Below are 23,767 nucleotides of genomic sequence, written 5' to 3'. Positions count from 1 at the left end.
GGCTTTTCCTGTCTTTCCGGGGACCAGACATGGTCTGACTGGTCCAAAAAATTCGAAGCCCGCGCTCTTTACACGAAACAGTCCTTCGACAAAACTGTGAGAAGGCCGATTTCCAGGCGCTCCTTCCCAACCATCACGAGGCAGTCATGACCGTCGGGCCGAAAATCGGGACGGGCGGACAACGCGGGGACGGATCTGAGCAATGATCAAGGACGCATCGATAGCGTGACATCAGGAGTGAGGGCGCAAGCAGAGACCACCGGCGGCCACGGCACATCGAGGGGCATCGCGCTGAAGATCGTCTCCGTGGCGGTTTTCGTCGGCATGCAAACCTGCATCAAGGCCGTCGGCGACGTGCCCGCGGGCCAGATCGTCTTCTTCCGCTCCTTCTTCGCCATCTTCCCGATCATTGCTTTTCTGGCATTCAAGAGACAGCTGTCCACGGCATTCGTCACCAAACGACCTTTCAACCATGTCACGCGCGGCATCGTTGGCGTCGGCGCCATGGGACTTGGCTTCTTCGCGCTGACCAGGCTGCCGCTGCCGGAGGCGATCACCTTGAACTATGCGCAGCCGCTGCTGGTCGTGGTGTTCTCCTCGATCTTCCTCGGCGAGACGATCCGCGTCTATCGCTGGAGCGCCGTTGCCGTTGGTCTTATTGGCGTGCTCATCATTTCGTGGCCGGAACTGACCCTGCTCAACTCGGGCGAGGGGCTCGACGATCAGGAGGTCCTGGGCGTGGTGGCCGTGCTGGTGGCCGCGGCCATCTCGGCTGTCGCCATGCTGCTCGTGCGCAATCTCGTGCAGACCGAGAAGACGGCGACCATTGTGCTATGGTTCTCCTCGACGGCGAGCGTGCTCTCGCTGCTGACGCTGCCTTTCGGCTGGCAATCGCTGACGCAAATGCAAGCCGCGCTCCTCGTGCTGGCCGGGTTTTGCGGCGGCCTCGGTCAGATCCTGATGACGGCGGCTTACCGGCATGCCGAAGCGTCGGTCGTGGCGCCCTTCGAATACACCTCGATGATCCTCGGCGTCGTCGTCGGTTATTTCGTTTTCGGCGATGTGACCTCGCTCAGCACCCTGGTCGGTGGTGTGATCGTGGTGGCCGCCGGTATCTTCATCATCTGGCGTGAGCGTCAACTCGGCCTGGAACGCACGAGGACGCGAAAGGCGGCCTTGCCGCAAGGCTGATCACGACCGTTCGGCCCGTTCCTTCGTCAGCCGCACCAGCACCGCTCGTGTCTGTTCGTCCGCCGGGAAAAAGGATTCGATCGCCAGCTCCGACAAGGTCACGTCGAGCGGTGTGCCGAACACCGTTATGGTGCTGATGAACGACAGCACCTGATCGCCATGGGCAAGTCTGAGCGGATGCGCGATGGCATTCGGCTCGACGGGCGCCGGCCGGCTGCCCATGAGGCCGGAAGGGTAGCCACGCAATTCGCGCTCCAACTCGATCAGAACCGGGTCGTCGGTGGCATCGTTCTGGTGCTTCAGGCGCTGGAGCAGATGCGTGCGCCATTCCTGGAGGTTGACGATGCGCGGCGCGATGCCGCCAGGGTGAAGGCTGAGGCGAAGCACGTTGACAGGTGGTGCCAGCAAGGAAGCCTCGCTGACATCGGCGAGCAAGGGCGCAATCGCGGCATTCGCCGAAACCAGGTTCCAGTGCCGGTCGACAGCGAGCGCCGGAAAAGGCTCGTGCCCCTTGAGCACGATCTCGACCGCCGCCATCGCCGGTGCCAGCGTCGCGTCGCTGAGCGGCCGTTCGCTGAAGCTGGGCGCGAAGCCCGCCGCCAGCAGCAATTGGTTGCGTTGCCGAAGTGGAATCGAGAGCTGCTCGGCAAGATGCAGCACCATGTCGCGCGAGGGCGCGGCGCGTCCGCTCTCGACGAAGCTCAGATGCCGCTGCGAAATCTCGGCCTCCGTGGCGAGGTCGAGTTGGCTCATGCGGCGGCGCGTACGCCATTCCCGGATCAGACTGCCGGCGGAGGGCTGGGCTGTTGTCATGGAGGGATGGTTAGGCCGAGGCCAGGCGCATTTCAATTACCTGAGAGGTTATCGCTGGAGCAACTCCAGGAAAAGTGCGTTGCGGTTTTCCGTCCGGAATTGCGTAAGGACAAAGAGTCTAGGACAGCGCCCGCAGCTTCGCCTTCACTTCGAGAAAATCCCGCCAGGCCAGCTTCTTGTGGGCCGGTGTTCGCAGGAGATAGGCCGGGTGCAGTGTCGGCATGGCCGGAATGGCGGTGCCGGAGGCCGTTGTGTGGACGCGCCAATTGCCGCGCAGCCTGAGGATGCCTTCGGAGGTGTTGAGCAAGGTCTTGGCCGACGGGCCGCCGAGATTGACCAACACCTTGGGATTGACCAGCTCGATCTGCCGCTCGATGAAGGGCCGGCAGATCTCGGTCTCATGCGGCGTCGGCGTGCGGTTGCCCGGCGGCCGCCACGGAATGACGTTGGCAATGTAGACGGATGTGCGGTCGAGCCCGATCGCGGCCAGCATGCGGTCGAGCAACTGGCCGGAACGGCCGACGAAGGGTAGCCCCTCGATGTCCTCGTCACGGCCCGGCGCTTCGCCCACCAGCATGACCGCGGCCTCCGGATTGCCGTCGGCGAACACCAGGTTCTTGGCGGTGGCCTTGAGATTGCAGCCGTCGAACGCCGCCATGTGCTGGCGCAGCTCTTCGAGGGTGGAAGCGCGCGCCGCGATTTGCCGGGCGAGGGCGGCCTGCGCCTCGTCGGGCACGGCGGCGGCCACGGTACGCGCCGGCGCATCCGGCACCTTGCTTGCATCCAACCCGGGCGATGCCGTTTGCTGACCTGCAGCTCTGCTTTGGTCGCCGCGGGGGGCCAATGAGGGCCGCTCCTGGGGTCTGTTTTCGTGGGCGGGCGCGACCGGTGCAGGCGCGCGCTCGGATTGCTTCGGACGAGAAGCTTCGGCGAACCGGTTGATGGGTGTGTCCTCCAACGCCTCGTCGACGCCCGTGCTGGCATAAAAGGCGAGCAGCTCGGCGACTTCGGCTGGGGTGTTGGGGGCGGTGGCAGTCATGGCGCCACCATCGTCCGCGCGACCATGATTTGCAAGTTGTTCAGACCGCGCTATCCCGTCGGTATGCGTGGGTCCTGCACCAGATAGAAGGTCCATCGCGGCGTGTAATCGGTCATCAGGAATTCGAAGCTGGCGGTCTTCAGCGGGTCGACCTTGCCATTCCTGAACAGCAGCCGGTCATAGGGTTCGAAGTCGCGGTCGAAATCGGCGAAATTGCTGGACCAGATGTTCTCGGGCGTCTTGTTGCGCTGGTCGAACGAAAGTCCGTCTCCAAACACGCTTGGCTGATCCAGTATTTCCTGAAGCTCGAACTGGAACTCGATCCAGGCCTGGCCGCTGTTGTTGAGCACGTCGATGCGCATATACATGATACCGTTGGCGAACTCACCCGCCTTGCCGAATGGCTGGATCGGCTTTGTCGTGCGGATGGTCAGCGTCACCGGTGTCGCTGAATTCAGCTCTTCGGTGATGACCAGCGGATCGTCCTTCGTTCCGATGCCTGAGGCTCCGGTGATGCGGAAGCCGCCAAGCTCGTCGGAGAAGGAGTAGGCGCCTGTTGCCCAGACCTTCACCTCGTTCGGGGCGGCGTGACCTGGTGCCAACGTCAGAAGAGCAAGAAGAATCGCCCGGCTGGCCCGGCCGGGCGTCGATGGAAAGCGCGTCGAAGAAAAGCCGGCTGGCCCGGGAATGCGCATGGCGGGAAGTATGGCCGATAAGCAAGCCGTCGAACAATTAAAAAACGCTGGGTTGGCGGGCCGCGCTGTGCAGAAACGGCTACGATGCCGCAAGATGCGCGACTTTTTGGCCAAATCCGCATTGTCACGCATGCGCCGGTTTCCTGTCGTCAATTGATGCGCTATGCAGCGCAGGAGCCAGCAAGATGCGCGACCAGCGGCAAGCCAGTGCGGAGGGGTTGATGAGCGATATCGAACGCGAAAGCATGGAATTCGACGTGGTCATCGTCGGTGCCGGACCGGCCGGCCTTGCCGCGGCCATCCGCCTCAAGCAGGTCAATCCCGAGCTTTCCGTCGTCGTGCTGGAAAAGGGCGGCGAGGTCGGCGCCCATATTCTCTCGGGCGCCGTCGTCGATCCGATCGGCATCGACCGGCTGCTGCCTGGCTGGCGCGAAGAGGAAGGTCACCCTTTCAAGACGCCCGTCACCGCGGATCATTTCCTGGTGCTCGGCCCGGCCGGCTCGTTCCGCCTGCCCAATTTCCTGATGCCGCCGCTGATGAACAACCACGGCAATTACATCGTCTCGCTCGGTAATGTCTGCCGCTGGCTGGCGACCAAGGCCGAGGCGCTTGGCGTCGAGATCTATCCGGGCTTTGCCGCCGCCGGGCTGCTCTATAATGGAGAAGGCGCCGTCACCGGCGTCGTCACCGGCGACATGGGCGTCGAGAAGGACGGCACGCATGGCCCGGGCTTCGCGCCGGGCATGGCACTGATGGGCAAATATGTGCTGATCGGCGAAGGCGCGCGCGGCTCGCTCACCAAGCAGCTGATCGCCAGATACAAGCTTTCCGACGGCCGCGAGCCCGGCAAGTATGGCATCGGTCTGAAGGAACTCTGGCAGGTCAAGCCGGAGAACCACCGGCCGGGCCTGGTGCAGCATTCCTTTGGCTGGCCGCTTGACATGAAGACTGGCGGCGGCTCGTTCCTTTACCATCTGGAGGACAACCAGGTGGCGGTCGGCTTCGTCGTCCACCTCAACTACAAAAACCCATATCTGTCGCCCTTCGAGGAATTTCAGCGCTTCAAGACCCATCCGGCGGTCGCGGGGACGTTCGAAGGCGCAAAGCGGCTCGGCTACGGCGCGCGCGCCATCACGGAAGGCGGTTGGCAATCGGTGCCGAAACTGTCCTTCCCTGGCGGCGTGCTGATGGGCTGCGCGGCGGGCTTCGTCAACGTGCCGCGCATCAAGGGCTCCCACAATGCGGTGCTGTCGGGAATGCTGGCGGCCGAGCATGTCGCCGAGGCGATCGGCGCCGGCCGTGCCAATGACGAGCTTTCCTCCTACGAGGCGGCGTGGCGCGCGACCGACATCGGAAAGGATCTGAAGAAGGTGCGCAACGTCAAGCCGCTCTGGTCGCGCTTCGGCACCATCGTCGGCGTCAGCCTCGGTGGCCTCGACATGTGGCTGAACACGCTGTTCGGTTTCTCGCCCTTCGGTACGCTGAAGCATGGCAAGGCCGACTATGCCACACTCGAACCCGCCGCCCAGCACAAGAAGATCGCCTATCCGAAGCCGGATGGCGTGCTGACATTCGACCGCCTGTCCTCGGTGTTCCTGTCCAACACCAATCACGAGGAAAACGAGCCGGTGCACCTCATCGTCGGCGACATGGCGCTGCAGCAGCGCTCCGAGCACGATGTCTTCGCCGGGCCTTCCACACGCTATTGCCCGGCCGGTGTCTACGAATGGGTCGACAAGGACGGCAACGCAGCCGCCGATCCCTCGGCCAAGGACGTGCGCTTCGTCATCAACGCGCAGAACTGCGTCCACTGCAAGACTTGCGATATCAAGGACCCGAACCAGAACATCAACTGGGTGCCGCCGCAGGGCGGAGAAGGCCCGGTCTACCAGAATATGTGAGTGGCGGCCGATCTGCTGCCGCCATCGCGAGACTGGCGGCTTCGCGCAAGCCCGTTGAAGCGCCTCGCCGAGTGTGGTCTGCTTGGCTACCCACAAAGGAGGCGGACATGCGCCTGACCAGCCTGACAATGCTTGCCGCGGCCTGTGCGCTGTCCTGCGTGTCAGCCGCATCGGCGGCCACTAAGCTCATCGTCCGCGTCCGTACCTATGATGTTGCCGGAGAGACCGGGGCCGAGCTTGTCGAGGCGATGGACCGGCAGGGACCCAAGCACGGCTATATGACACGTGCCATCGCCGAAACCGGCTACACCGTCCACTGGGAACTCGATATCAGCCGCCAGGATGGGATTTGTCATTTGCGGCAGGCCAACGGCACCCTTGATCTGACCTACACTTTCCCGCGGTTCTCGCCGGCAAGCCCAGGCCTGCGCAAGCGTTGGGACCGGTTCATGGCTGGCGTCCGCAAGCACGAGCACACGCACGGCAGCATCGCCAAGGCGATGATGCGCGCGACCGAGACCGCGCTTGCCGGCCTGGAACGCCCGGACAACTGGTTCTGCACGGGCACACACTTTGAGGCGAGACGGCGCATCAACGCCATCTATGCCGAATACGAAGCCAAGCAGAACGCTTTCGACGCGCGCGAGCACCGCAACGGCGGCCATGTCGAGCACCTTGTCGACGCTTTGGTGGGGAAGCCCTGAAGGCCGATCCAGTCGTCATCCTGGAGAGGACGAAGGCGCGCTCAGCCGCGCGGCGTGGGAATCGGATTGTTCGAGGCCAACGCGCTCTCATGTTCGTCATGAGGCTGCTTGTCGTCGGGCCGCAGCGTGAACTGGACCAGGACCGGCAGATGGTCGGAGCCGGTATCCTCCATTCGCGTCGACGACAGGATCGTCAATGCGCCCTTGCTGAACACCTGGTCGATAGGCAGGCCCGCATAGCGGCGCAGGACGTCGGGCAGCGTCCGGTGGATCCAGGTCGGGCCGGCCGAAGGCATAAGTGTCAGCCCGCCGAGAGCCGCGACCCGCCGCACAGCCGCGCTCCACGGCACGGCGTTGCAATCGCCGGCCAGGATCGCGGTCTCGCCGAGCGCGACCAGTGGTTCCGTCAGTTCGCCGATCTGCCAGTATTGCTCCTTCGGCCAGGGCCAGCTCAAATGGATCGCGGCGACGTCGACACCGATCCCGCCGAAATCAATGGTGGCGGTCGCCATCGCGCCCCGCGGCTCGCAACGCGGCGCGGTGCCGGCGACGAATGGCCGGCGCGACAGCAGCGCTACGCCGAACATGCCGTTGGGATAGTCGCAAAGAATGCGGTAGGGGTAGGCGCTGGCGATATAGCTGAACTCGGTCGCCCACATCGCCGAGACTTCGTCGAGGGTGATCACGTCCGGATTGGTGCGGCCGATCAGGGAAAGCACTTTCTTCGGTGTCGGGTTGTTGAAGCGCAGATTCATCTGCAACAGGCTGTAAGTCATTTTATCCGCCGGTTTGGCGACGGCCTGCTGCGGCCAGAATCTGGGCAGCGCACTTGCCGTCGTCGCGAGGCTGGCGACGGCAAAGAGTAGGGCCGCCGCGGCCTGCAGCCGAAACGAACTGGCCAGCAGCGGCAGGGCAAGCAACGCGACAAGCACGCCGAGGTGCATGCGGAAATGCGAGAAGGAATCGAAAGCGGGGTGCAGCGAGCCGAAGAAACCGGCCAACAGGGCCGCCGACAAGGCCATCATCGCCAGGAATGCCAACCCAGCAGTCATGTTCGAGCGCGCGCCTGTTGTCATTGGGGTCATATCTGCCGAATGCCGCCTGACGATCGTTCGATCTGCTTATGGGCCAAATCGCGGCCCGGGCAAGACGACGAATTGCCTCGCCGCGGCTTCACGATCGCCTACTGGAATGCCGTCTCGGAAAAGCTCCGGAGCTTGCGTGAATGCAATCGCTCCATCGGCATCTCGGCCAGCTTCTCCATTGCCCTGATGCCGATTGTCAGGTGTTGCGCCACTTGGCGCTTATAGAACTCGGTCGCCATGCCGGGCAGCTTCAGCTCGCCGTGCAGCGGCTTGTCGGAAACGCACAGCAGCGTGCCGTAGGGGACGCGGAAGCGGAAACCATTGGCGGCGATCGTCGCCGATTCCATGTCGAGCGCGATGGCGCGCGACTGCGACAGGCGCTGCACCGGTCCGCGCTGGTCGCGCAGTTCCCAGTTGCGATTGTCGATGGTGGCGACCGTGCCGGTGCGCATGATGCGCTTCAAATCGTAGCCGGACAGGCCGGTGACCTCGGCAACCGCTTCCTGGAGCGCGACCTGGATTTCGGCCAGTGGCGGGATCGGCACCCACACCGGAAGATCGTCGTCGAGCACATGGTCCTCGCGCACATAGGCGTGCGCCAGCACATAGTCGCCCAGCGCCTGGGTGTTGCGCAGCCCGGCACAGTGGCCAAGCATCACCCAGGCATGCGGCCTTAGCACCGCGATGTGGTCGGTGATCGTCTTGGCGTTGGAAGGCCCAACCCCGATATTGACCATGGTGATGCCGCCATGGTTCGGCTTCTTCAGGTGGTAGGCAGGCATCTGCGGCAGGCGGGCGGGTGGGGTGCCCTCGCTTGCCGCGCCGGCGCCGGCCCGGGTCACGACATTGCCCGGCTCGACGAATTCCACATAGCCGCCGCCGCCATTCTCCATCAGGTCGCGCGCGCGGGCGACGAACTCGTCGATGTAGAACTGATAATTGGTGAACAGCACGAAATTCTGGAAATGCTGCGGGCTGGTGGCCGTATAGTGCGTCATGCGGTGCAACGAATAATCGATGCGCTGCGCGGTGAATGGCGCCAGTGGCCGAGGCTCGCCGAAGGCGACCTCGAACGTGCCGTTGGCGATCTGATCGTCGGTGCCGTCGAGGTCCGGCACGTCGAACAGGTCGCGGATCGGCCGCTTGATGCGTTCGGCCGCCGCGCCGTCGACATAGGCGCCCTCCAGGAAGGCGAAATGCAGCGGGATCGGCGTGGTCGATTCCGAGACCGTCACCGCCACACCGTGATTGCGCATGATCAGGCGAAGCTGCTCGACGAGGTAATTCTCGAACAGCCGCGGCTGGGTAATCGTGGTGGCGAAATGACCGGGCGTCGGCATATGGCCGTAGGCCTGGCGTGAGTCGACCTGGGTGAACGAACTCGTGGTGACGCCGATCTCGGGATAGAAGGCGCGGTAGCGCTTGCTGCTGTCGCCGCCGGCGGCAAGCGCGGCGAAGGAATCGCGCAGGAATTTGGTGTTGCGGTCGTAGAGCATCTGCAGTGCTGCGACCGCTTTTTCGGCGCTGTGAAAGCTTTGCCGGCCAAAAGGCTCCGGCATGACGACAGATTCGATGGCTTGGGGGTAGATTCGCTTTTCCATGGCTCAATATAGAGACTTGGACGAGCGGTTGGGAGGGGGCTTGCCGCCGAAGCCGCTCAAAGCTGCATTTTTCTTCATCCCCGCTGCAGGCTGACCAGCAGAACCAACCCCACGCCGGACTTCTTCAGCGCCGGCGCCTCGATCGTCGACCCGGTATCGGCGCGCATCATCGGCACGGCCAGGACCGGGGCGGCCAGAAGTATCAGGATGAGCGCCGCCCGCGGCAGAAGCCGAAGGGTCTTGAGGGCGTTGGCGGTGATACGGTCCATGATGTCCGAGCTTTTCTTTTCGAGGTCCGGATACTCTGGTTTCAATGGCGAAGGTTGGTCGGGCAGGCGAGGCGGCAGAGTCTGGTGGCTTCGTCCCAGGAGCGCGCCGGACGGCCCACTTCGGCGACGAGGATGGCGAAGAACATTCCAAACAGGCTCATCAGCAGGCAGACGATGGTGAAGCGGCGGGCGAGCATGGGGTGGTGTCTCCTTCAATGCGCGGGAGAATGCCCTGATGCCTCTGAACCGGCTCTGATGCCGGCGTTCATCTGCGGTTCAAATTGATTGACGGGATCTCGTCTGGCCGCCGCCTTCGGACGGCGGCAGGCCGCGCATAGAGCGCCGGCGCCAGCGCATCGATCAAACGAAAGCGGGGCCTGCCAGGCCCCGCTTTGAGGTCACAAGGAAATGGTCGATCAGAGCTTGTGCCAGGTCTGGCTCTTGCAGATCAGTCCGCCGAGCACGCAACCGCTCATCTTGAGCGAGGTGCCCGACAATGTCGCCTTGCCCGAATAGGTCTTGTCGTTTGCCGGATCGGTGATGCTGCCGGCATATTTGTTGTCGCCGGCCGCATTGAGCGAGCCGATGGTCTTGCCGGCATATTTGCCGGACTTGAGCGTGATGGAGAATGAGCCGCCGCCTGAAATGGCCGCGGTGTCGCCGGCTTGCGTCTTCCAGTTGCCCTCGATCGGATCGGCCCACGCCGTCCCCGCCATGATCAATGTGGCTGCAAGGACCAGGCTCATTTTTCGAAACATGTTCTTCTCCCTATGGATAGCCGGCCGCATGCTCCGCCTCGCCGGTCTGCCGCTTACGCAAACGTAAGCTAATCCAGCTCCCGCCAAAACAAAAGCGGTGCCGCAACGGAAGACTTTGGGATTCTGAAAACGCCTGAATTCGGCTCGTCGGAGAGGAAATGAAAAACGGTCGGCGCTTCGTGTTTGTTTCCCGTGGTTAGCGGAGTGTTGATTCCGCTCCCGCAAATTTTCGTCAAATTTGGCGCAAACCGGCTGAACTGCTGGCTTCGTATCCTTAACGAATTTTCGCGTTTACCTATTGTTTTAGCTTTGTTTTCCTCAAATTAAGCACGCCATTTAACGACGGATTCAAGCCTGCGCGGCATTCTCGAAAGCATCGAAAGAGCAGCCCGGACAAGACAAATTGAGGCAGCTCTCGGGAGCCAGACAGGGGACTAAAATGGCACGTTTTGAAATGCTGGAAACAGGCTTCGGCGCCATGGGGGCAACTGCCCAGGCCGACATTCTTTTCGAACTGGGCATGATGTATGCGACTGGCCGCGATTGCGAGACCGATGTCGTTGCCGCCCACAAATGGTTCAACATCGCCGCCATCAAGGGTTCGGCCCGCGCCGCGGAACTGCGCTCGGAACTGTCTGCGGCCATGTCGAAGGTCGAGATCGCCAGGGCGCTGCGCGAAGCCCGCGAATGGATGACCATGCACTGAGTTTCCGCCAGACGGGGAGATATTGGCCAAGGCCGCGCAAGATGGCCGGGCCGCAACAGGGAAAGGCTGCGCAGACAGTCGAACGACAAGAACAAGAATGCGGCAGGCGCGACAGGCCCAGCCGCGCGACGGACCATGATCGCCAAAAGCGGACTCCGGCTTTCGGACAAGATCAGGGCCGATAGAAGACAGGGATGGCCAAGGTGGGGTTCACGGCGCGGGGGCGTTGGGGAAGCAGCCGACAGGCAAAAAAGCCACGACCAGCCGGAACAAGGCTGGCGTGGCTTTTTTGCGTGGACGAGGCCATGCAGGCCCAATCGAGTGACGTCAATGCGCCTAGACAGGTTCGATGAAGGATGAAATTGTCCGGCCTCTCTGGAAGAAGCGTGGCCGGGGCGGCCGCGCGCGAGTGGAGGAGTTCTATTGTCATGAAAAGAATGAGTATTTTGGGCGCGGCCATTTTCGGGCTGATGATGAGTGCGCCGGTTGCGCTCGCCGACGACATCACTTTCGCCGTGGTCGGTCCGATGACCGGACAGCTCGCCACCATCGGCGATCAGTTCAAGCAGGGCGCGCAGGCCGCCGCCGACGCCATCAATGCCGCGGGCGGCGTCAACGGTTCGATGATCAAGCTCGACATCGAGGACGACCAGTGTGATCCGAAACAGGCCGTGTCGGTCGCCAACCGCATCGTCGCCAACGGCGTCAAGTTCATCGACGGCCACGCCTGCTCGGGTTCGAGCATTCCGGCGTCCGCCGTCTATGCCGAAGCGGGCGCGCTGATGATGAGCCCGGCGTCCTCGAACCCCGTGCTTACGGACGACGCCGCTAAAAAGGGTTGGTCGACAATCATGCGCCTGTACACACGCGACGACGCGCAGGGCGCCTTCATCGGTCCGTGGATCGCCAAGAAATATGCCGGCAAGAACGTCGTCATTCTGCACGACAAGAGTGCTTACGGCCAGGGCGTGGCGGATGCCGTCAAGTCAACCATGAATGCCGGCGGCCTCAAGGAAGTGTACTACGACGCCATCAACCCCGGCGAGAAGGACTATTCGGCCCTCGTCACCAAGCTGAAGGACCTCAAGGCCGATGTCGTCTATTTCGGCGGCTATCACCCTGAAGCCGGCCTGATCCTGCGTCAGTCGGCTGAGCAGAACCTGAAGTTCCAGCTGATCATGCCCGACTCCATCGCTTCGCCGGAGTTCTGGCAGGTTGCCGGCCCGGCCGGCGAAGGGACCATGTTCGTGTTCCCGTCGGATCCGCAGGCAAAGCCGGAAGCCAAGGCCGCCATCGAGAAGATCAAGGCAGGCGGCTTTGTGCCGGAAGGCTTCACGCTGTTCTCCTACGCCGTGATCCAGGCTTTCGCCGAAGGCATCAAGCGCGCCGGCAGCGACGATCCGGGCAAGGTTGCCGAAGCGTTGAAGAATGGTCAGCCGATCAGCACCGTTGTCGGTGAAGTCACCTTCGACGAGAAGGGCGACCTTAAGAATGCCAGCTACGACATCAATCAGTGGCATAACGGCAAGTACGCGCCGATCGCGCAGTAATCTCGAGTAATGAATCCAACGAAATGGCCGGGTCATCCCGGCCATTTCTTTTGTGCCGGCAATGCGCTCTACGCGTTCTGATCCTCGACGAAGCGGACAAGTACCGTTCCGTCGGTGACCTGTGCACCTTCCGTGGCGATCTCGGCGATCACTCCGTCATGCGGCGCGGCGATGGTGTGCTCCATCTTCATGGCCTCGAGGATCAGCAGCGGTTGCCCCTTGATCACGGTATCGCCCTTTGACGCGCGCACCAGCTTGACCAGACCCGGCATCGGCGCGCGCAGGCTGCCGGAGGCGGCTGCCGCGTCATCGCTTTTGGCCAAGGGGTCCGGCACCGCGAAGGTATAGCCGACAGCGCCTTCGAATACGGTGACGTGGCCAGGCCAGCGGGCGAGGCGAGGAAGGGCCCGCAGGTCGTGCGAATTGGCGCTGTCATAGGGTGCATCGAGCGCCACCTGGAAGCGCCCGTCCGCCCGCACCGAAACCTTGGCCAGAATATCGTCCTCGCCGAATTTCAGCCGCGTGCGCCGCGCCACGCCGTGGAAATGTGCGTAGCCGGAAAGCGACGACCAAGGTTCGTTCGATGGCGGCAATGCCACGGCACCGGAGGCGGCAAGGGCGGCTGCCGAGGTGATTGCGCCGGTTGGCGGTGCGATCTCGGTCAATGCATCATGATGCCTGCCGATCAGGCCAGTGTCGACGTCGCCCGCACAAAAATCCGGATCGGCGGCAAGGGCGGCAAGAAAGGCGGTGTTGACGGTGGAACCGGCAATTTCGGTTTGCGACAGCGCCACGCCGAGGGCTTCCAGCGCCGCTTGCCTGTCCTCTGCATGGACGATCAGCTTCGCGATCATTGGATCGTAATAGGGTGAGATCGCATCGCCGGCCCGCACGCCGGTCTCGATGCGCATCATGGCACCGTCGGGCGCCGTCTCGGGAAATTTCAGATGATGCAGCGTGCCCGTCGCGGGCAGGAACCCTCGTGCCGCATCCTCCGCATAGATGCGCGCTTCGAAGGCATGGCCGGCAAGCGCAATCTCGCTCTGTGTCTTCGGCAGTCTTTCGCCGCTGGCGATCCGCAACTGCCACTCGACCAGATCGGTGCCCGTCACCATCTCGGTGACCGGGTGCTCGACCTGCAGGCGCGTGTTCATTTCCATGAACCAGAAGCGATCGGCTTTCAGTCCTTGCGAGGCGTCGACAATGAACTCGATGGTGCCGGCGCCGGAATAATTGATCGCCTTGGCGGCTTTCACCGCCGCTTCCGTCATCGCCTTGCGCAAAGCCGGCGTCATGCCAGGGGCAGGCGCTTCCTCGATCACCTTCTGGTGCCGGCGCTGCGCCGAGCAGTCACGTTCGTAGAGATGCACGGCATTGCCGAAGTTGTCGCCGAAAACCTGCACTTCGATGTGCCGCGGCTTGTCGACATACTTCTCGACCAGCACGCGGTCGTCGCCGAAAGCGGCCTTTGCCTCGCGCCGGGCGCTGGACAGCGCCTCGGAGAAATCATCGGGATGCTCGACGCGCCGCATGCCCTTGCCGCCGCCGCCCGCGCGCGCCTTGATCAGCACGGGATAGCCGATCTCGCGTGCCTTGGAGGCGAGCAGCACGATTTCCTGCGCCTCGCCATGATAGCCCGGCACGACCGGAACGCCGGCTTTCTCCATCAGCCGCTTGGCGGCGTCCTTCAGCCCCATGGCGCGGATCGAGGCCGCCGACGGACCGATGAAGGTGAGGCCTGCCGCAACCACCTGGTCGACGAAATCAGGGTTTTCCGACAGGAAGCCGTAGCCGGGATGGATCGCCTGCGCGCCCGTCGCCAGGGTGGCCGCGACAATCCTGTCGCCGCGCAGGTAGCTCTCGCCGACGGGCGAGGGGCCGATATGAACCGCCTCATCCGCCATCTCGACATGCAGGGCCTTGGCGTCGGCATCCGAATAGATAGCGACGGTGTGCACGCCCAGCTTCCGGGCCGTGCGAATGACACGGCAAGCGATCTCGCCCCGATTGGCGATCAGGATTTTGCTGAACATGGAGCCTCCCGGATTTGCGTCGGGCGGCGCCATGCTGGTGGGCGCGCGCCTATTTCGAGGCGGCGATCTCGCAGGCGCCGCCATTCGTTACTTTGTAGTGCGCGCGCGTGGCCACGCAGGATTTCATGGCAAGCTCTTCCGCCACCTTTTGCGATGGCGCATTCAGGCGCGCGCCGCACAGGATGTACAGTGAAACCACCCTTGAATATGGCGTGGTGGCGTAGGCGGAATGGCCACTGGCCGCCACATAGGCTTTGTAGGCCTTTGTGCATGGCGACTTCGGATCTCCCGACAAAGTCGGCGGGAAGTGCTTGTCTCCCACGCGTCCCGCTAGCGATCCGGCCGTGCTCGCGCCAGATGCTGCGAATAGAAGCAATGCCGAAAGTATTGAGGTGGAAACCCTCCGAAAATATTTCAGTTTCATTTTTTCCCCATCCCCGCTGCAAAGTGCAGGATGAGCAATAGCGAACTTTTTCCGATGCCACCAGCTCTGCAGGGGTGGCTCGCAATGTCGTGAGTGGACGAAAAGTCTGGCTTGTAAAGTTCAATTGTCACCCAATGCAGCAAGGGCCCGCCGGTATATTTCCGCCATTGGTTCGTCGAAGCAGCAGAAAATAACGATTTCGGGAACCGCGCTCCGTTCGATGAAGTCACTGACCGCATCGACGGCGATTCCGGCCGCAGCCTCTTTCGGATAGCGGTAGACACCCGTCGAGATTGCTGGAAATGCTACTGAGCGGCAGTCATTGGCGACGGCTATTTCGAGCGAATGCCGGTAGCAGGAGGTCAGCAGTTCGGCTTCGCCCTTGCCGCCGCCTTGCCAGACTGGCCCGACCGTGTGGATGATATGCCGAGCCGGCAGTTTATAGCCCTTGGTGATCTTGGCCTCGCCAACGTTGCAGCCGTTCAGCATCCGGCACTCGAATTCGAGCTCGCGGCCCGCCGCGCTGTGAATGGCGCCATCGACCCCACCGCCACCGAGAAGCGAGGTGTTGGCGGCATTGACGATGGCGTCGACATCCAGCTTCGTGATGTCGCCGGTGCGGATGCGGATCCTGTCCAGCGCCTGCCTCATCTCACATCCTGAACACGCCGAAGCGCGTCTCCTCGATTTCGGCGTTGAGTGCCGCGGAAAGGCTCAGTGCCAGCACTTCGCGCGTCTTCGCCGGGTCGATGATGCCGTCGTCCCAGAGGCGGGCGGACGAGTAGAGCGGATGGCCCTCATGTTCGTATTTCATCAGGATCGGCTTCTTGAACTTAGCCTCATCCTCCGCGCTCCACGCGCCGCCCTTGCGCTCGATGCCTTCGCGCTTGACCATGGCGAGCACGGTTGCCGCCTGTTCGCCGCCCATCACCGAGATGCGCGCGTTAGGCCACATCCACAGGAAACGCGGCGAGTAGGCGCGGCCGCACATGCCGTAATTGCCGGCGCCGAACGAACCGCCGATGATGACGGTCACCTTCGGCACGCTGGCGGTGGCAACGGCCATGACCAGCTTGGCGCCGTCCTTGGCGATGCCGCCAGCCTCGTATTTCCTGCCGACCATGAAGCCGGTGATGTTCTGCAGGAAGACCAGCGGAATCCTGCGCTGGCAGCACAGTTCGATGAAATGCGCGCCCTTCAGCGCGCTTTCGGAAAACAGCACGCCGTTGTTGGCGATGATCCCGACCGGCATGCCATGGAGATGGGCGAAGCCGGTGATCAGTGTCGTGCCGTAGTTCTGCTTGAACTCATCGAACTCGGAGCCGTCGACAAGGCGGGCAATGACCTCGCGCACATCATAAGGCTGGCGCAGGTCGGTCGGCACCACGCCATAGAGCTCGTCCGTCGGATGAAGTGGCGGAATCGGTTTGTGTAAGTTCAGGCTTACGGCCTTGTTCCGATTCAGGTTCTTGACGATGCGACGGCAGATGGCGAGGGCATGTTCGTCGTCCATCGCATAATGGTCTGCGACGCCGGAAAGCCGTGTGTGCACGTCCGCGCCGCCCAGATCCTCGGCGCTGACATCCTCGCCGGTGGCCGCCTTCACCAACGGAGGGCCGCCAAGGAAGATGGTCGCCTGGTTGCGCACCATGATCGTCTCGTCCGACATCGCCGGCACATAGGCGCCCCCGGCCGTGCAGGAACCCATGACGCAGGCGATCTGAGGGATGCCGGCCGCCGACATATTGGCCTGGTTGTAGAAGATGCGGCCGAAATGCTCGCGGTCGGGAAACACCTCGTCCTGGTTGGGCAGATTGGCGCCGCCGCTGTCGACCAGATAGATGCAGGGCAAATTGTTCTGCAGCGCGATCTCCTGCGCGCGCAGATGCTTTTTTACCGTCAGCGGATAATAGGTGCCGCCCTTCACCGTGGCATCGTTGACGACGACCATCACCTCGGTGCCTTCGACACGGCCGATGCCGGCGATGATGCCGGCCGAGGAGATGTCCTCGCCATACATCGACCACGCGGCGAACTGTCCGATCTCGAGGAAGGGCGACCCGGTATCGAGCAATTGTGCGAGGCGTTCGCGAGGCAACAGCTTGCCACGGAAGATGTGCCGCTCGCGCGCCTCGTCCGAGCCGCCGCGCTCGACGGCGGCGGCTTTTTCGGCGACGTCGGCGACCAGTTCGCGCATGCGTTCGGCATTGGCGCGAAAAGTTTCGGAAGAGGGTGAAATCTGGGTTTGAAGGACGGCCATATCACACCCCTTCCGCCATGATCTCGCGGCCGATCAGCCAGCGGCGAATTTCGCTGGTGCCGGCACCGATCTCGTAGAGCTTGGCGTCGCGCAGCAGGCGGCCGGTCGGATAGTCGTTGATATAGCCATTGCCGCCGAGCAGCTGGATGGCATCGAGCGCCATCTGCGTTGCCCTCTCGGCGGCGAACAGCACGCAGCCAGCGGCATCCTTGCGGGTTGTCTGGCCGCGGTCGCAGGCCGCGGCCACGGCATAGACATAGGCGCGCGCGGCGTTCATAACCGTGTACATGTCGGCAAGCTTGCCTTGCACCAACTGGAACTCGCCGATCGGCTGGCCGAACTGCTTGCGCTCATGCACGTAGGGGATAGCCACGTCCAGGCACGCGGCCATCAGGCCGATCGGGCCGCCGGCGAGCACCGTGCGCTCGTAGTCGAGGCCCGACATCAGCACTTCGACGCCGCGCCCTTCCTCGTGCAGGACATTGTCGAAGGGAACCTCGACATTCTCGAACACGAGCTCTCCGGTGTTGGAGCCGCGCATGCCGAGCTTGTCGAGCTTTTGCGCCACGGAGAATCCGGCCATCGCCTTTTCGACGATAAAGGCGGTGATGCCGCGCGATTGCCGTTCGGGATCGGTCTTGGCATAGACGACCAGCGTTTCAGCGTCCGGGCCGTTGGTGATCCACATCTTGGTGCCGTTGAGCACATAGCGGTCATTGCGCTTCTCGGCGCGCAGCTTGAGCGAGACAACGTCGGAGCCGGCGCCGGATTCCGACATGGCCAGCGCGCCGACACGCTCGCCCGAGCACAGCGGCGGCAGGAATTTCTCCTTTTGCGCCGGCGTTGCCCAGCGGTTGATCTGGTTGACGCAGAGATTGGAGTGAGCGCCATAGGACAGGCCGACCGATGCCGAGGCCCGCGAAATCTCCTCGACCGCGATCACATGGGCGAGATAGCCCATGCCGCTGCCGCCAAAATCGGGGTCGGCGGTGATGCCGAGCAGGCCGAGTGAGCCGAGTTCGCGCCATAGATGCGCCGGGAATTCATTCGACCGGTCGATGTCGGCGGCAACAGGCGCGATCCTGTCCTGGGCAAAGCGCCGCACCATGTCGCGCAGCGCTTCGATCTCCTCGTCATGCCCGAAGCTGAGCGTGTTCGTATACATGCCGTTCCTCCGCACCGCCGATCCTGGCGCCGACCAGGCGCATTGTCATTGAAAGATATGTCGCCGTCACTTCAGTGATCGATAGCCGCTCGCCCGGGCGAAACCAGACGATGACGCCGGTCATCATCTGGATCAGCGCCATGGCCGTCAGCCCGGTGTCCTCGACATTGAAGGTGCCCGCCTCGGCGCCGTCGCGCAGGATGGCGCGCAGCTCCTTTTCGTAGGCTGTGCGCAGGCGCAGGATCTGCGTCAGCCTGTCGGGCGACAAGCTGCGCAACTCCATGTTCGACACATGCGTGGCGTGCCGGCGCTCGATGTGGAAAGTGATGTGATTGCGCACATAGGCAGCAAGCTGCGCGATCGGATCGGCATGGTCCGGCCTGGCGTTTTCCCAAGCCTGGCTAAGCCCTTCCATATGCTCGCGCATCAGCGTGAACAGCAGGTCTTCCTTGGTCGGGAAATAGCGGTAGAGCGCGGCGGCCTGCACGCCGACCTCGGCGGCCAGCCGGCGCATCGACATCGCCTCATAGCCGTAGCGTGCGATCAGGTTGACCGCCGCCTCGCGGACTGCCGCCTCGGTTCGTTCGCCGTCCGATCCTGTGGTGCGCGCCATGGTTGCCTCGTCAGGGCGGCAATAATAAAACGAACGTTCAATTAATTCAAGGATAACTTAAGACTGCCTATGCGACAATCCTGAAGTCTCCAGGCGCGGTCCATCTCTCGAGTTCCTCCACATCTACCCTTGAGACCGCTGAGCCTGCCGGGCCTTGCCAAAGCCGTTCGACCATGGCTGAAATCGCCGCGTCAGCCCCGGAAAGCCACGCCGTCACCGAGCCGTCTCTTTCGTTGCGAACCCAGCCCAACAGCCCAAGTCCAGTCGCTTCACCTCGCGCCCAGATCCTGTAGCCGACACCTTGCACCTTGCCGTACACGCGCGCCTGCACTGCTCTTGTCCGGTCATCCATTGCTCACTCCCTTGCCTAGAGTCTGGCGCAGGATCGAACGAAGGCAACTGCTGACGGGATTATGGCCATCAAATTGATGAGCCATGGGACGCGGGCGGGCCGCCCGGCCGGCCATCAGGGAAGCCGCGGAGTTTGTCGCATATACCAGCACATCTGCCCGGCAGCGATGGCTTCCGGGCGCTTGGAAACGCGCTAGTTTCCGTGCGCCGCCGCCAGCGCGCCGGGCAGTTCCTCGGCGAAAATGTCCAGTTCGTGGTCGAGGCCGACACTGACGCGGATGCAGCGGTCGAGCCTTGGCGCCATCGGCTTGCGGATAAACACGTCGCGCGACAGCAGCCCCTGCAGCACTTTCAGCGCGAAGGCACCGTCATGGCCGCAGTCGATGGTGACGAAATTGGTGGCCGAGGCAAGCGGCTTCAAGCCGTTCTGCTCGGCGATGGCCGCGATGCGGCGGCGCCCGGCAGCCACCCGCGCCACTACCGTCTCGAGATAGGCCTGATCGGCAAGCGCCTCGACACCGGCGATCTGCGCCATGCGGCTGACGCCGTAATGGTTGCGGATCTTCTCGAAGTCGCGGATGACCTCGGCTTCCGCCACGGCGTAGCCGCAGCGTATGCCGGCAAGCCCATATGCCTTTGAAAAGGTACGCATGCGGATGACGTTCGGGCGCGAGACATCGATCGGCGGCAAAGCCGAGGCCGGCCCCAATTCGCCATAGGCCTCGTCGAGCACCAGCATCGTGGTTTCCGGCAGCGCCTCGATGAAGCGGATGATCTCATCGGCTTCCCACCAACTGCCCATCGGATTGTCGGGATTGGACAGATAGACCAGCGGCGCCTTCTGCTTGACGACCGCCGGCAGCAGGCCATCCAGGCTTTCCCTGTCGTCCTCATAAGGGACCGTGACCAGCCGCCCGCCGACGCCGGCAACATGGAAGTTGAAGGTTGGATAGGCGCCGAGCGAGGTGACCACGGCATCGCCTGGCGCCACATACATGCGCGCCACCAGGCTGAGCAGCCCGTCTATGCCTTCACCGACAACGACATTCTCGACTGCCACGTCGTGATGCGCCGCGGCCGCTACCTTGAGATCGTAATTGTCGGGGTCACAATACATCCACTGATCACGCGCGACCCTCTCCATGCGAGCGATCACACGCTGCGAAGGGCCAAAACTGCTCTCATTGGCGCCGATACGGGCGCGGAAAGCCCGCCCGCGCTCACGCTCCTGTGCTTCCGGGCCGACGAACGGCACGGTCGAGGGAAGCGCGGCAATGACCGGCGAGAGGGGAGGGCGCAAGTGCATGACGGAAGCTCGCGTGGAAAGGGAGCTTCTTGCTAGCGTGAGTGAAAGGTGGGTGCAAGTTGCATAAGAAGCGGAAATGGACATAGTTGACGGGGCTACGCCGCCTGTCGATGTGCTCGGCGAATGCCGCCTAGGCGTGTCTCGATGAACGGAACCCAAGACGTGGCTGCCCAGCCTACCTGACGATACCGTTTTTCGCCATGGGCGATGTCTCGTCCGCGACACAAACTGCATGCTCCGACTGGATTCCTCCTGCCGCTTTTGCTAGCGAAATACAATGAGCAATCGATTGCCGCCCGCTTGGGCAAAGCACCTCAAAACCCAGTCTACATCGCGCAAGGTCGTATCGCCGAAAACTGCACCACCGCAAAGGCAGCCAAAAGCCGGTTCAGCTCGCGGCCATTCCGACGATATGGCACTGCGGCAGGCGCTAGAACTCCAGAAAGCTGAACGATTGGCTGAGGCAGAGGAACTCTGCCAGCACGTGTTGGCGCGCACGCCGAACCATCCGTTGGCTCTCTATATCCTGGGAACGCTCGGCCTCGGCTACGACGACGAGAAAGCTTTGCGATATTTCGCCAGGGCGGTCGGCGAAGAGCCTGGAAACCCTTACTACCACCTTAGCCTCGGCGAGATTTATTTGAAGCTCAGCGAATTTACGCCGGCGATTAAGCACATTCAGCAGGCCTTGGCATTGAAGCCGGATCTGGTGGAAGCGCTTTGTGCCTTGGGTAATGCTTACAATGCGTTTGACAAAGGAGAAATGGCGCTGCCGCTCTTCGAGAAGGCGCTCAAGATCAATCGTGATCATCCTCTCGCCCGGATGGGGCTGCCCCACGCGCTCGCAAGTCTCGGTCGTATGGACGAAGCCGCGGTTCATCTGAAAGAGGCAGTAGAAAGGCGCATTGCCGTGCCAAACGCGTACAACGCACTTGTACACACGCGCAAATTCACCGAAGAGCCGCCGGAACTCACGGCAATCCTGACGGAACTTCGAGACCCGGCCCATGGAGCGCAAGGAGCGGCAGCGCTCCATCACGCGGCTGGAAAGTTGCTCAACGACCTCCGTCACTACAATGAGGCGATGGACCACTTCAAGAAAGGAAATCAAGCCGGAGGCCAAAAATTCGATCTGGAAAACTACCGCCGGTGGGTGGATGCCATGATCGAAACTTTCACTCCGGAAATGGTGGCCTCAATGGCGGCTCATGGCAGCCCGTCGGAGGTGCCTGTATTCGTTGTCGGCATGCCTCGCTCGGGAACGACACTGACCGAACAGATCTGTGCCAGCCATCCCAATGTTCATGGCGCCGGCGAACTCAGCAAGCTCAGACGGATGGCCAATGGGATCGGCCTCAAGGGCAGCTCCGAGACAGACCCCGGCAAATCGGTCACGACGATTACTCCCGAACTGACCAAGATGCTGGCAGCAGAACATCTTGCCTACCTACGTCGGCGAGCGCCTGACGCGCTTCGAATCGTAGACAAGATGCCCCACAATTTCGAGCTGATCGGCCTGGTCGGCATTCTTTTTACCAATGCACGCATCATTCATTGTCGTCGCGATGCCATCGACAATTGTGTCTCCTGCTTTGTTCTGCAATTCAGTACAGCGCACAGCTACAGCGCCGACCTTCAGACGCTAGGTCTTTACTACCGCGAGTATGATCGTCTGATGCGGCATTGGACAAAAGTTCTTCCGGGTCGCATCTTTGAAAATCGCTATGAGACGTTGATTGAAAACCAAGAGGAGCAGTCGCGTCGTCTCATAGATTATCTTGGCTTGCCATGGGACAACGCCTGCCTGCGCTTCTTTGATAGGGACAGCTCGGTAAATACCTACAGCCGCTGGCAGGTTCGCCAGCCGATCTACAAGTCCTCCGTCAAGCGATGGAAGAATTACGAAAGCGAGATTCAGCCGTTGATCGACGCTTTGGGAGATTTGGCTGAGGTTTAACAAACATTTGCATCGCTTCATCATCCTAGGGTCTAGACCCAAACAAGGTTCATCTGATTCAATGGCTTGATCGAAAGTTGGGGGATCAAGGCGGTGGATGCGAGCTTGTTTTGGTCAACGATGAGCAGTGGGCGAAGATTGTCTGGCATTTGCCGACAAACGTCATGACGATCGGCTGCCGCTGGCAGGATTCCCCGAAGGACTGGTCCGCACAAGACGGTCTACAACCGCTTTGCGCGGTGGAGAGAGGGAGTTTGGCAAAAGATATTCGAAAGCGTCGCCACGCCTGACGATCCGCCTGAACAGGCGGCCTTGGATTCCAGCCGTGTAAAGGTTCACCGCTGCGCTCACGGCGGAAAAGGGAGCCGATTTTCAGGCGATAGGCCTCACGAAAGGCGGCCAAACAGCAAGATTCACGCGATAATCGACGAATCCTGCCGACCTTGGGCGCTCATCCTCACGCCCGGCAACACTGCTGATTGCATGATGGCTTACAAGAACCGCAACGCCGTCGAGCGCTGTTTCTGCAGGCTCAAGACTGGCGTCGCATCGCCACGCGATACGACAAGCTCGCGCAAAACTTCTTTTCGGGCCTTTGCTCCGTCGCTACCCTGCCGAGTCCGGACCCCAAGCGAAGCGGAGCGCAGACCCTGGATCCTGTGACTTTGCCGAACGGCCCAGTGGTCCAGAACCGGGTACCCTGCGTCGAGTTCCTTCTCGCCCCTTCGCAGCAGCTGCGCCGCCGCTGCGGAGGGCGGGCAGGCCAGAGGGGCTGTCCCTCGGGCGCCGCGCAATATCCCGTGCCGCGGCTGCACTCGCGGGCCAAGGCATGAACTGCCGGGCCTGCGCGGTTCGCGTCGCTACCGCTCCGCGCTAGGATGACGAAGCCCTGGACTGTCGCTCGCGCGACCTCGATCCAGATAATCGCGTCGCCTAATATGAAAAAACCCGGCGGTTGCCCGCCGGGTTCGATTTCAGTCAGACGCTGCTGATTAGAACGAGCGCTGGAAGCGGAGCATGCCGCCGACGCTGTTCTTTTTGTCGGCGCCGGTCCAGTTGACGTTGGTGAAGCTGGCCGGATCGTCGAAGCGACCATAGTGGTCGTAGTCAACTTCGGCCGTGACCGTGAAGCCTTTAACGATGTCGTAGGTAACGTTCGCCGCAACGCCGTAGTTCTTGTCGTCGTCACCCGACACCTGGAGGTTGAACGCGGTCTTCTCGTTGAACTTGTACGTGCCGCCGGCCCACCAGGCCCAGTTGCCGCCCCATTGCTTGTAGAAGCCGCGATCATAACCCGAGTCGGTCAGGTGGCTGTCGGTACCGTAGCCGCCGATGACAAACAGCGA

General features: G+C 62.3%; 23 protein-coding genes and 1 pseudogene. 7 read left to right on the top strand and 17 right to left on the bottom strand.

Annotation, left to right across the window (positions count from 1 at the left end):
- Window positions 1–225 precede the first annotated feature (225 nt).
- Window positions 226–1,191 carry a DMT family transporter gene (locus FJ934_RS18780; protein WP_140611176.1) on the top strand — a complete coding sequence of 322 codons (966 nt, stop codon included), beginning with the start codon at window positions 226–228 and terminating at the stop codon, window positions 1,189–1,191.
- Here the strand turns inward: FJ934_RS18780 and FJ934_RS18775 are convergent, their stop codons facing one another.
- The 3 genes from FJ934_RS18775 to FJ934_RS18765 form a co-directional block, all read right to left on the bottom strand.
- Window positions 1,192–2,004 carry a helix-turn-helix transcriptional regulator gene (locus tag FJ934_RS18775; RefSeq protein WP_140611174.1) on the bottom strand — a complete coding sequence of 271 codons (813 nt, stop codon included), beginning with the start codon at window positions 2,002–2,004 and terminating at the stop codon, window positions 1,192–1,194.
- A gap of 118 nt (window positions 2,005–2,122) precedes the next feature.
- Complete coding sequence (locus FJ934_RS18770; RefSeq protein ID WP_140611172.1) at window positions 2,123–3,043, bottom strand: uracil-DNA glycosylase; 921 nt, start codon at window positions 3,041–3,043, stop codon at window positions 2,123–2,125.
- 50 nt (window positions 3,044–3,093) lie between these two features.
- Window positions 3,094–3,738, bottom strand: a complete 645-nt coding sequence (locus FJ934_RS18765; protein WP_140611170.1) for a hypothetical protein — start codon at window positions 3,736–3,738, stop codon at window positions 3,094–3,096.
- 221 nt (window positions 3,739–3,959) lie between these two features.
- Here FJ934_RS18765 and FJ934_RS18760 point away from each other — a divergent pair, with 221 nt between their 5' ends.
- Together FJ934_RS18760 and FJ934_RS18755 are read left to right on the top strand one after the other, a co-directional pair.
- Entirely contained in the window at window positions 3,960–5,639 is a 1,680-nt protein-coding gene (locus FJ934_RS18760) for an electron transfer flavoprotein-ubiquinone oxidoreductase (RefSeq protein ID WP_140611167.1), read from the top strand.
- A 107-nt stretch (window positions 5,640–5,746) separates the two neighbouring features.
- Window positions 5,747–6,343 carry a DUF922 domain-containing protein gene (locus FJ934_RS18755; protein WP_140611165.1) on the top strand — a complete coding sequence of 199 codons (597 nt, stop codon included), beginning with the start codon at window positions 5,747–5,749 and terminating at the stop codon, window positions 6,341–6,343.
- A gap of 41 nt (window positions 6,344–6,384) precedes the next feature.
- On the opposite strand, the gene FJ934_RS18750 is transcribed toward FJ934_RS18755, so the two are convergent.
- From FJ934_RS18750 to FJ934_RS18735, 5 genes are all read right to left on the bottom strand, one after another.
- Window positions 6,385–7,395 carry an endonuclease/exonuclease/phosphatase family protein gene (locus FJ934_RS18750; protein ID WP_181165679.1) on the bottom strand — a complete coding sequence of 337 codons (1,011 nt, stop codon included), beginning with the start codon at window positions 7,393–7,395 and terminating at the stop codon, window positions 6,385–6,387.
- 131 nt (window positions 7,396–7,526) lie between these two features.
- Window positions 7,527–8,987 (bottom strand): AMP nucleosidase, encoded by a 1,461-nt coding sequence (locus tag FJ934_RS18745; RefSeq protein WP_246671561.1) that lies wholly within the window; start codon window positions 8,985–8,987, stop codon window positions 7,527–7,529.
- A gap of 116 nt (window positions 8,988–9,103) precedes the next feature.
- Complete coding sequence (locus FJ934_RS18740; RefSeq protein WP_140611161.1) at window positions 9,104–9,298, bottom strand: hypothetical protein; 195 nt, start codon at window positions 9,296–9,298, stop codon at window positions 9,104–9,106.
- A gap of 41 nt (window positions 9,299–9,339) precedes the next feature.
- Complete coding sequence (locus tag FJ934_RS28055) at window positions 9,340–9,495, bottom strand: hypothetical protein (protein ID WP_181165678.1); 156 nt, start codon at window positions 9,493–9,495, stop codon at window positions 9,340–9,342.
- A gap of 219 nt (window positions 9,496–9,714) precedes the next feature.
- A complete protein-coding gene (locus FJ934_RS18735; protein ID WP_140611159.1) occupies window positions 9,715–10,056 on the bottom strand; it encodes a DUF2147 domain-containing protein in 342 nt (113 codons plus the stop codon).
- A gap of 439 nt (window positions 10,057–10,495) precedes the next feature.
- On the opposite strand from FJ934_RS18735, the gene FJ934_RS18730 reads away from it, so the two are divergent.
- Together FJ934_RS18730 and FJ934_RS18725 are read left to right on the top strand one after the other, a co-directional pair.
- A complete protein-coding gene (locus tag FJ934_RS18730) occupies window positions 10,496–10,762 on the top strand; it encodes a sel1 repeat family protein (RefSeq protein ID WP_140611157.1) in 267 nt (88 codons plus the stop codon).
- Window positions 10,763–11,190: 428 nt separating this feature from the next.
- A complete protein-coding gene (locus FJ934_RS18725; RefSeq protein WP_140611154.1) occupies window positions 11,191–12,312 on the top strand; it encodes a branched-chain amino acid ABC transporter substrate-binding protein in 1,122 nt (373 codons plus the stop codon).
- Between the two features lie 68 nt (window positions 12,313–12,380).
- On the opposite strand, the gene FJ934_RS18720 is transcribed toward FJ934_RS18725, so the two are convergent.
- The 8 genes from FJ934_RS18720 to FJ934_RS18685 all read right to left on the bottom strand — a co-directional run bounded on the left by FJ934_RS18720 (window position 12,381) and on the right by FJ934_RS18685 (window position 20,464).
- Complete coding sequence (locus FJ934_RS18720) at window positions 12,381–14,345, bottom strand: acetyl/propionyl/methylcrotonyl-CoA carboxylase subunit alpha (protein ID WP_140611152.1); 1,965 nt, start codon at window positions 14,343–14,345, stop codon at window positions 12,381–12,383.
- A 49-nt stretch (window positions 14,346–14,394) separates the two neighbouring features.
- Window positions 14,395–14,769, bottom strand: coding sequence for a hypothetical protein (locus FJ934_RS18715; RefSeq protein ID WP_181165677.1), 375 nt, complete (start codon window positions 14,767–14,769; stop codon window positions 14,395–14,397).
- Window positions 14,770–14,889: 120 nt separating this feature from the next.
- Window positions 14,890–15,420 (bottom strand): O-acetyl-ADP-ribose deacetylase, encoded by a 531-nt coding sequence (locus FJ934_RS18710; RefSeq protein ID WP_140611150.1) that lies wholly within the window; start codon window positions 15,418–15,420, stop codon window positions 14,890–14,892.
- Window position 15,421: 1 nt separating this feature from the next.
- Complete coding sequence (locus tag FJ934_RS18705) at window positions 15,422–17,029, bottom strand: carboxyl transferase domain-containing protein (protein ID WP_140611148.1); 1,608 nt, start codon at window positions 17,027–17,029, stop codon at window positions 15,422–15,424.
- Window position 17,030: 1 nt separating this feature from the next.
- On the bottom strand, window positions 17,031–18,194 hold the full coding sequence (locus FJ934_RS18700; RefSeq protein ID WP_140611146.1) for an isovaleryl-CoA dehydrogenase: 1,164 nt from the start codon (window positions 18,192–18,194) through the stop codon (window positions 17,031–17,033).
- Window positions 18,163–18,807, bottom strand: coding sequence for a TetR/AcrR family transcriptional regulator (locus FJ934_RS18695; protein WP_140611144.1), 645 nt, complete (start codon window positions 18,805–18,807; stop codon window positions 18,163–18,165). Before FJ934_RS18695 ends, FJ934_RS18700 begins: the two co-directional genes overlap by 32 nt.
- Window positions 18,808–18,874: 67 nt before the next feature.
- The gene (locus FJ934_RS18690) at window positions 18,875–19,159 is read right to left on the bottom strand and encodes an acylphosphatase (RefSeq protein WP_140611142.1); all 285 of its coding nucleotides are present in this window, start codon (window positions 19,157–19,159) and stop codon (window positions 18,875–18,877) included.
- A gap of 192 nt (window positions 19,160–19,351) precedes the next feature.
- Window positions 19,352–20,464 carry a pyridoxal phosphate-dependent aminotransferase gene (locus FJ934_RS18685; RefSeq protein WP_140611140.1) on the bottom strand — a complete coding sequence of 371 codons (1,113 nt, stop codon included), beginning with the start codon at window positions 20,462–20,464 and terminating at the stop codon, window positions 19,352–19,354.
- A gap of 277 nt (window positions 20,465–20,741) precedes the next feature.
- Between FJ934_RS18685 and FJ934_RS18680 the strand changes: the two genes are divergently transcribed.
- Window positions 20,742–22,421 carry a sulfotransferase gene (locus FJ934_RS18680; protein WP_140611138.1) on the top strand — a complete coding sequence of 560 codons (1,680 nt, stop codon included), beginning with the start codon at window positions 20,742–20,744 and terminating at the stop codon, window positions 22,419–22,421.
- 77 nt (window positions 22,422–22,498) lie between these two features.
- Window positions 22,499–23,017, top strand: a pseudogene (locus FJ934_RS18675) (transposase); the annotation flags it as partial.
- 396 nt (window positions 23,018–23,413) lie between these two features.
- Here FJ934_RS18675 and FJ934_RS18670 read toward each other — a convergent pair.
- Window positions 23,414–23,767, bottom strand: a 354-nt coding sequence (locus FJ934_RS18670; RefSeq protein ID WP_181165676.1) for a porin, incomplete at its 5' end; no start/stop codon positions are given.

Origin of the sequence: Mesorhizobium sp. B2-4-12 (genome assembly GCF_006441575.1) — a bacterium.
Taxonomy (GTDB): domain Bacteria; phylum Pseudomonadota; class Alphaproteobacteria; order Rhizobiales; family Rhizobiaceae; genus Mesorhizobium.
The sequence above is the reverse complement of the archived record's forward strand: the minus strand, read 5'-3'. Positions and strand labels throughout refer to the sequence as shown.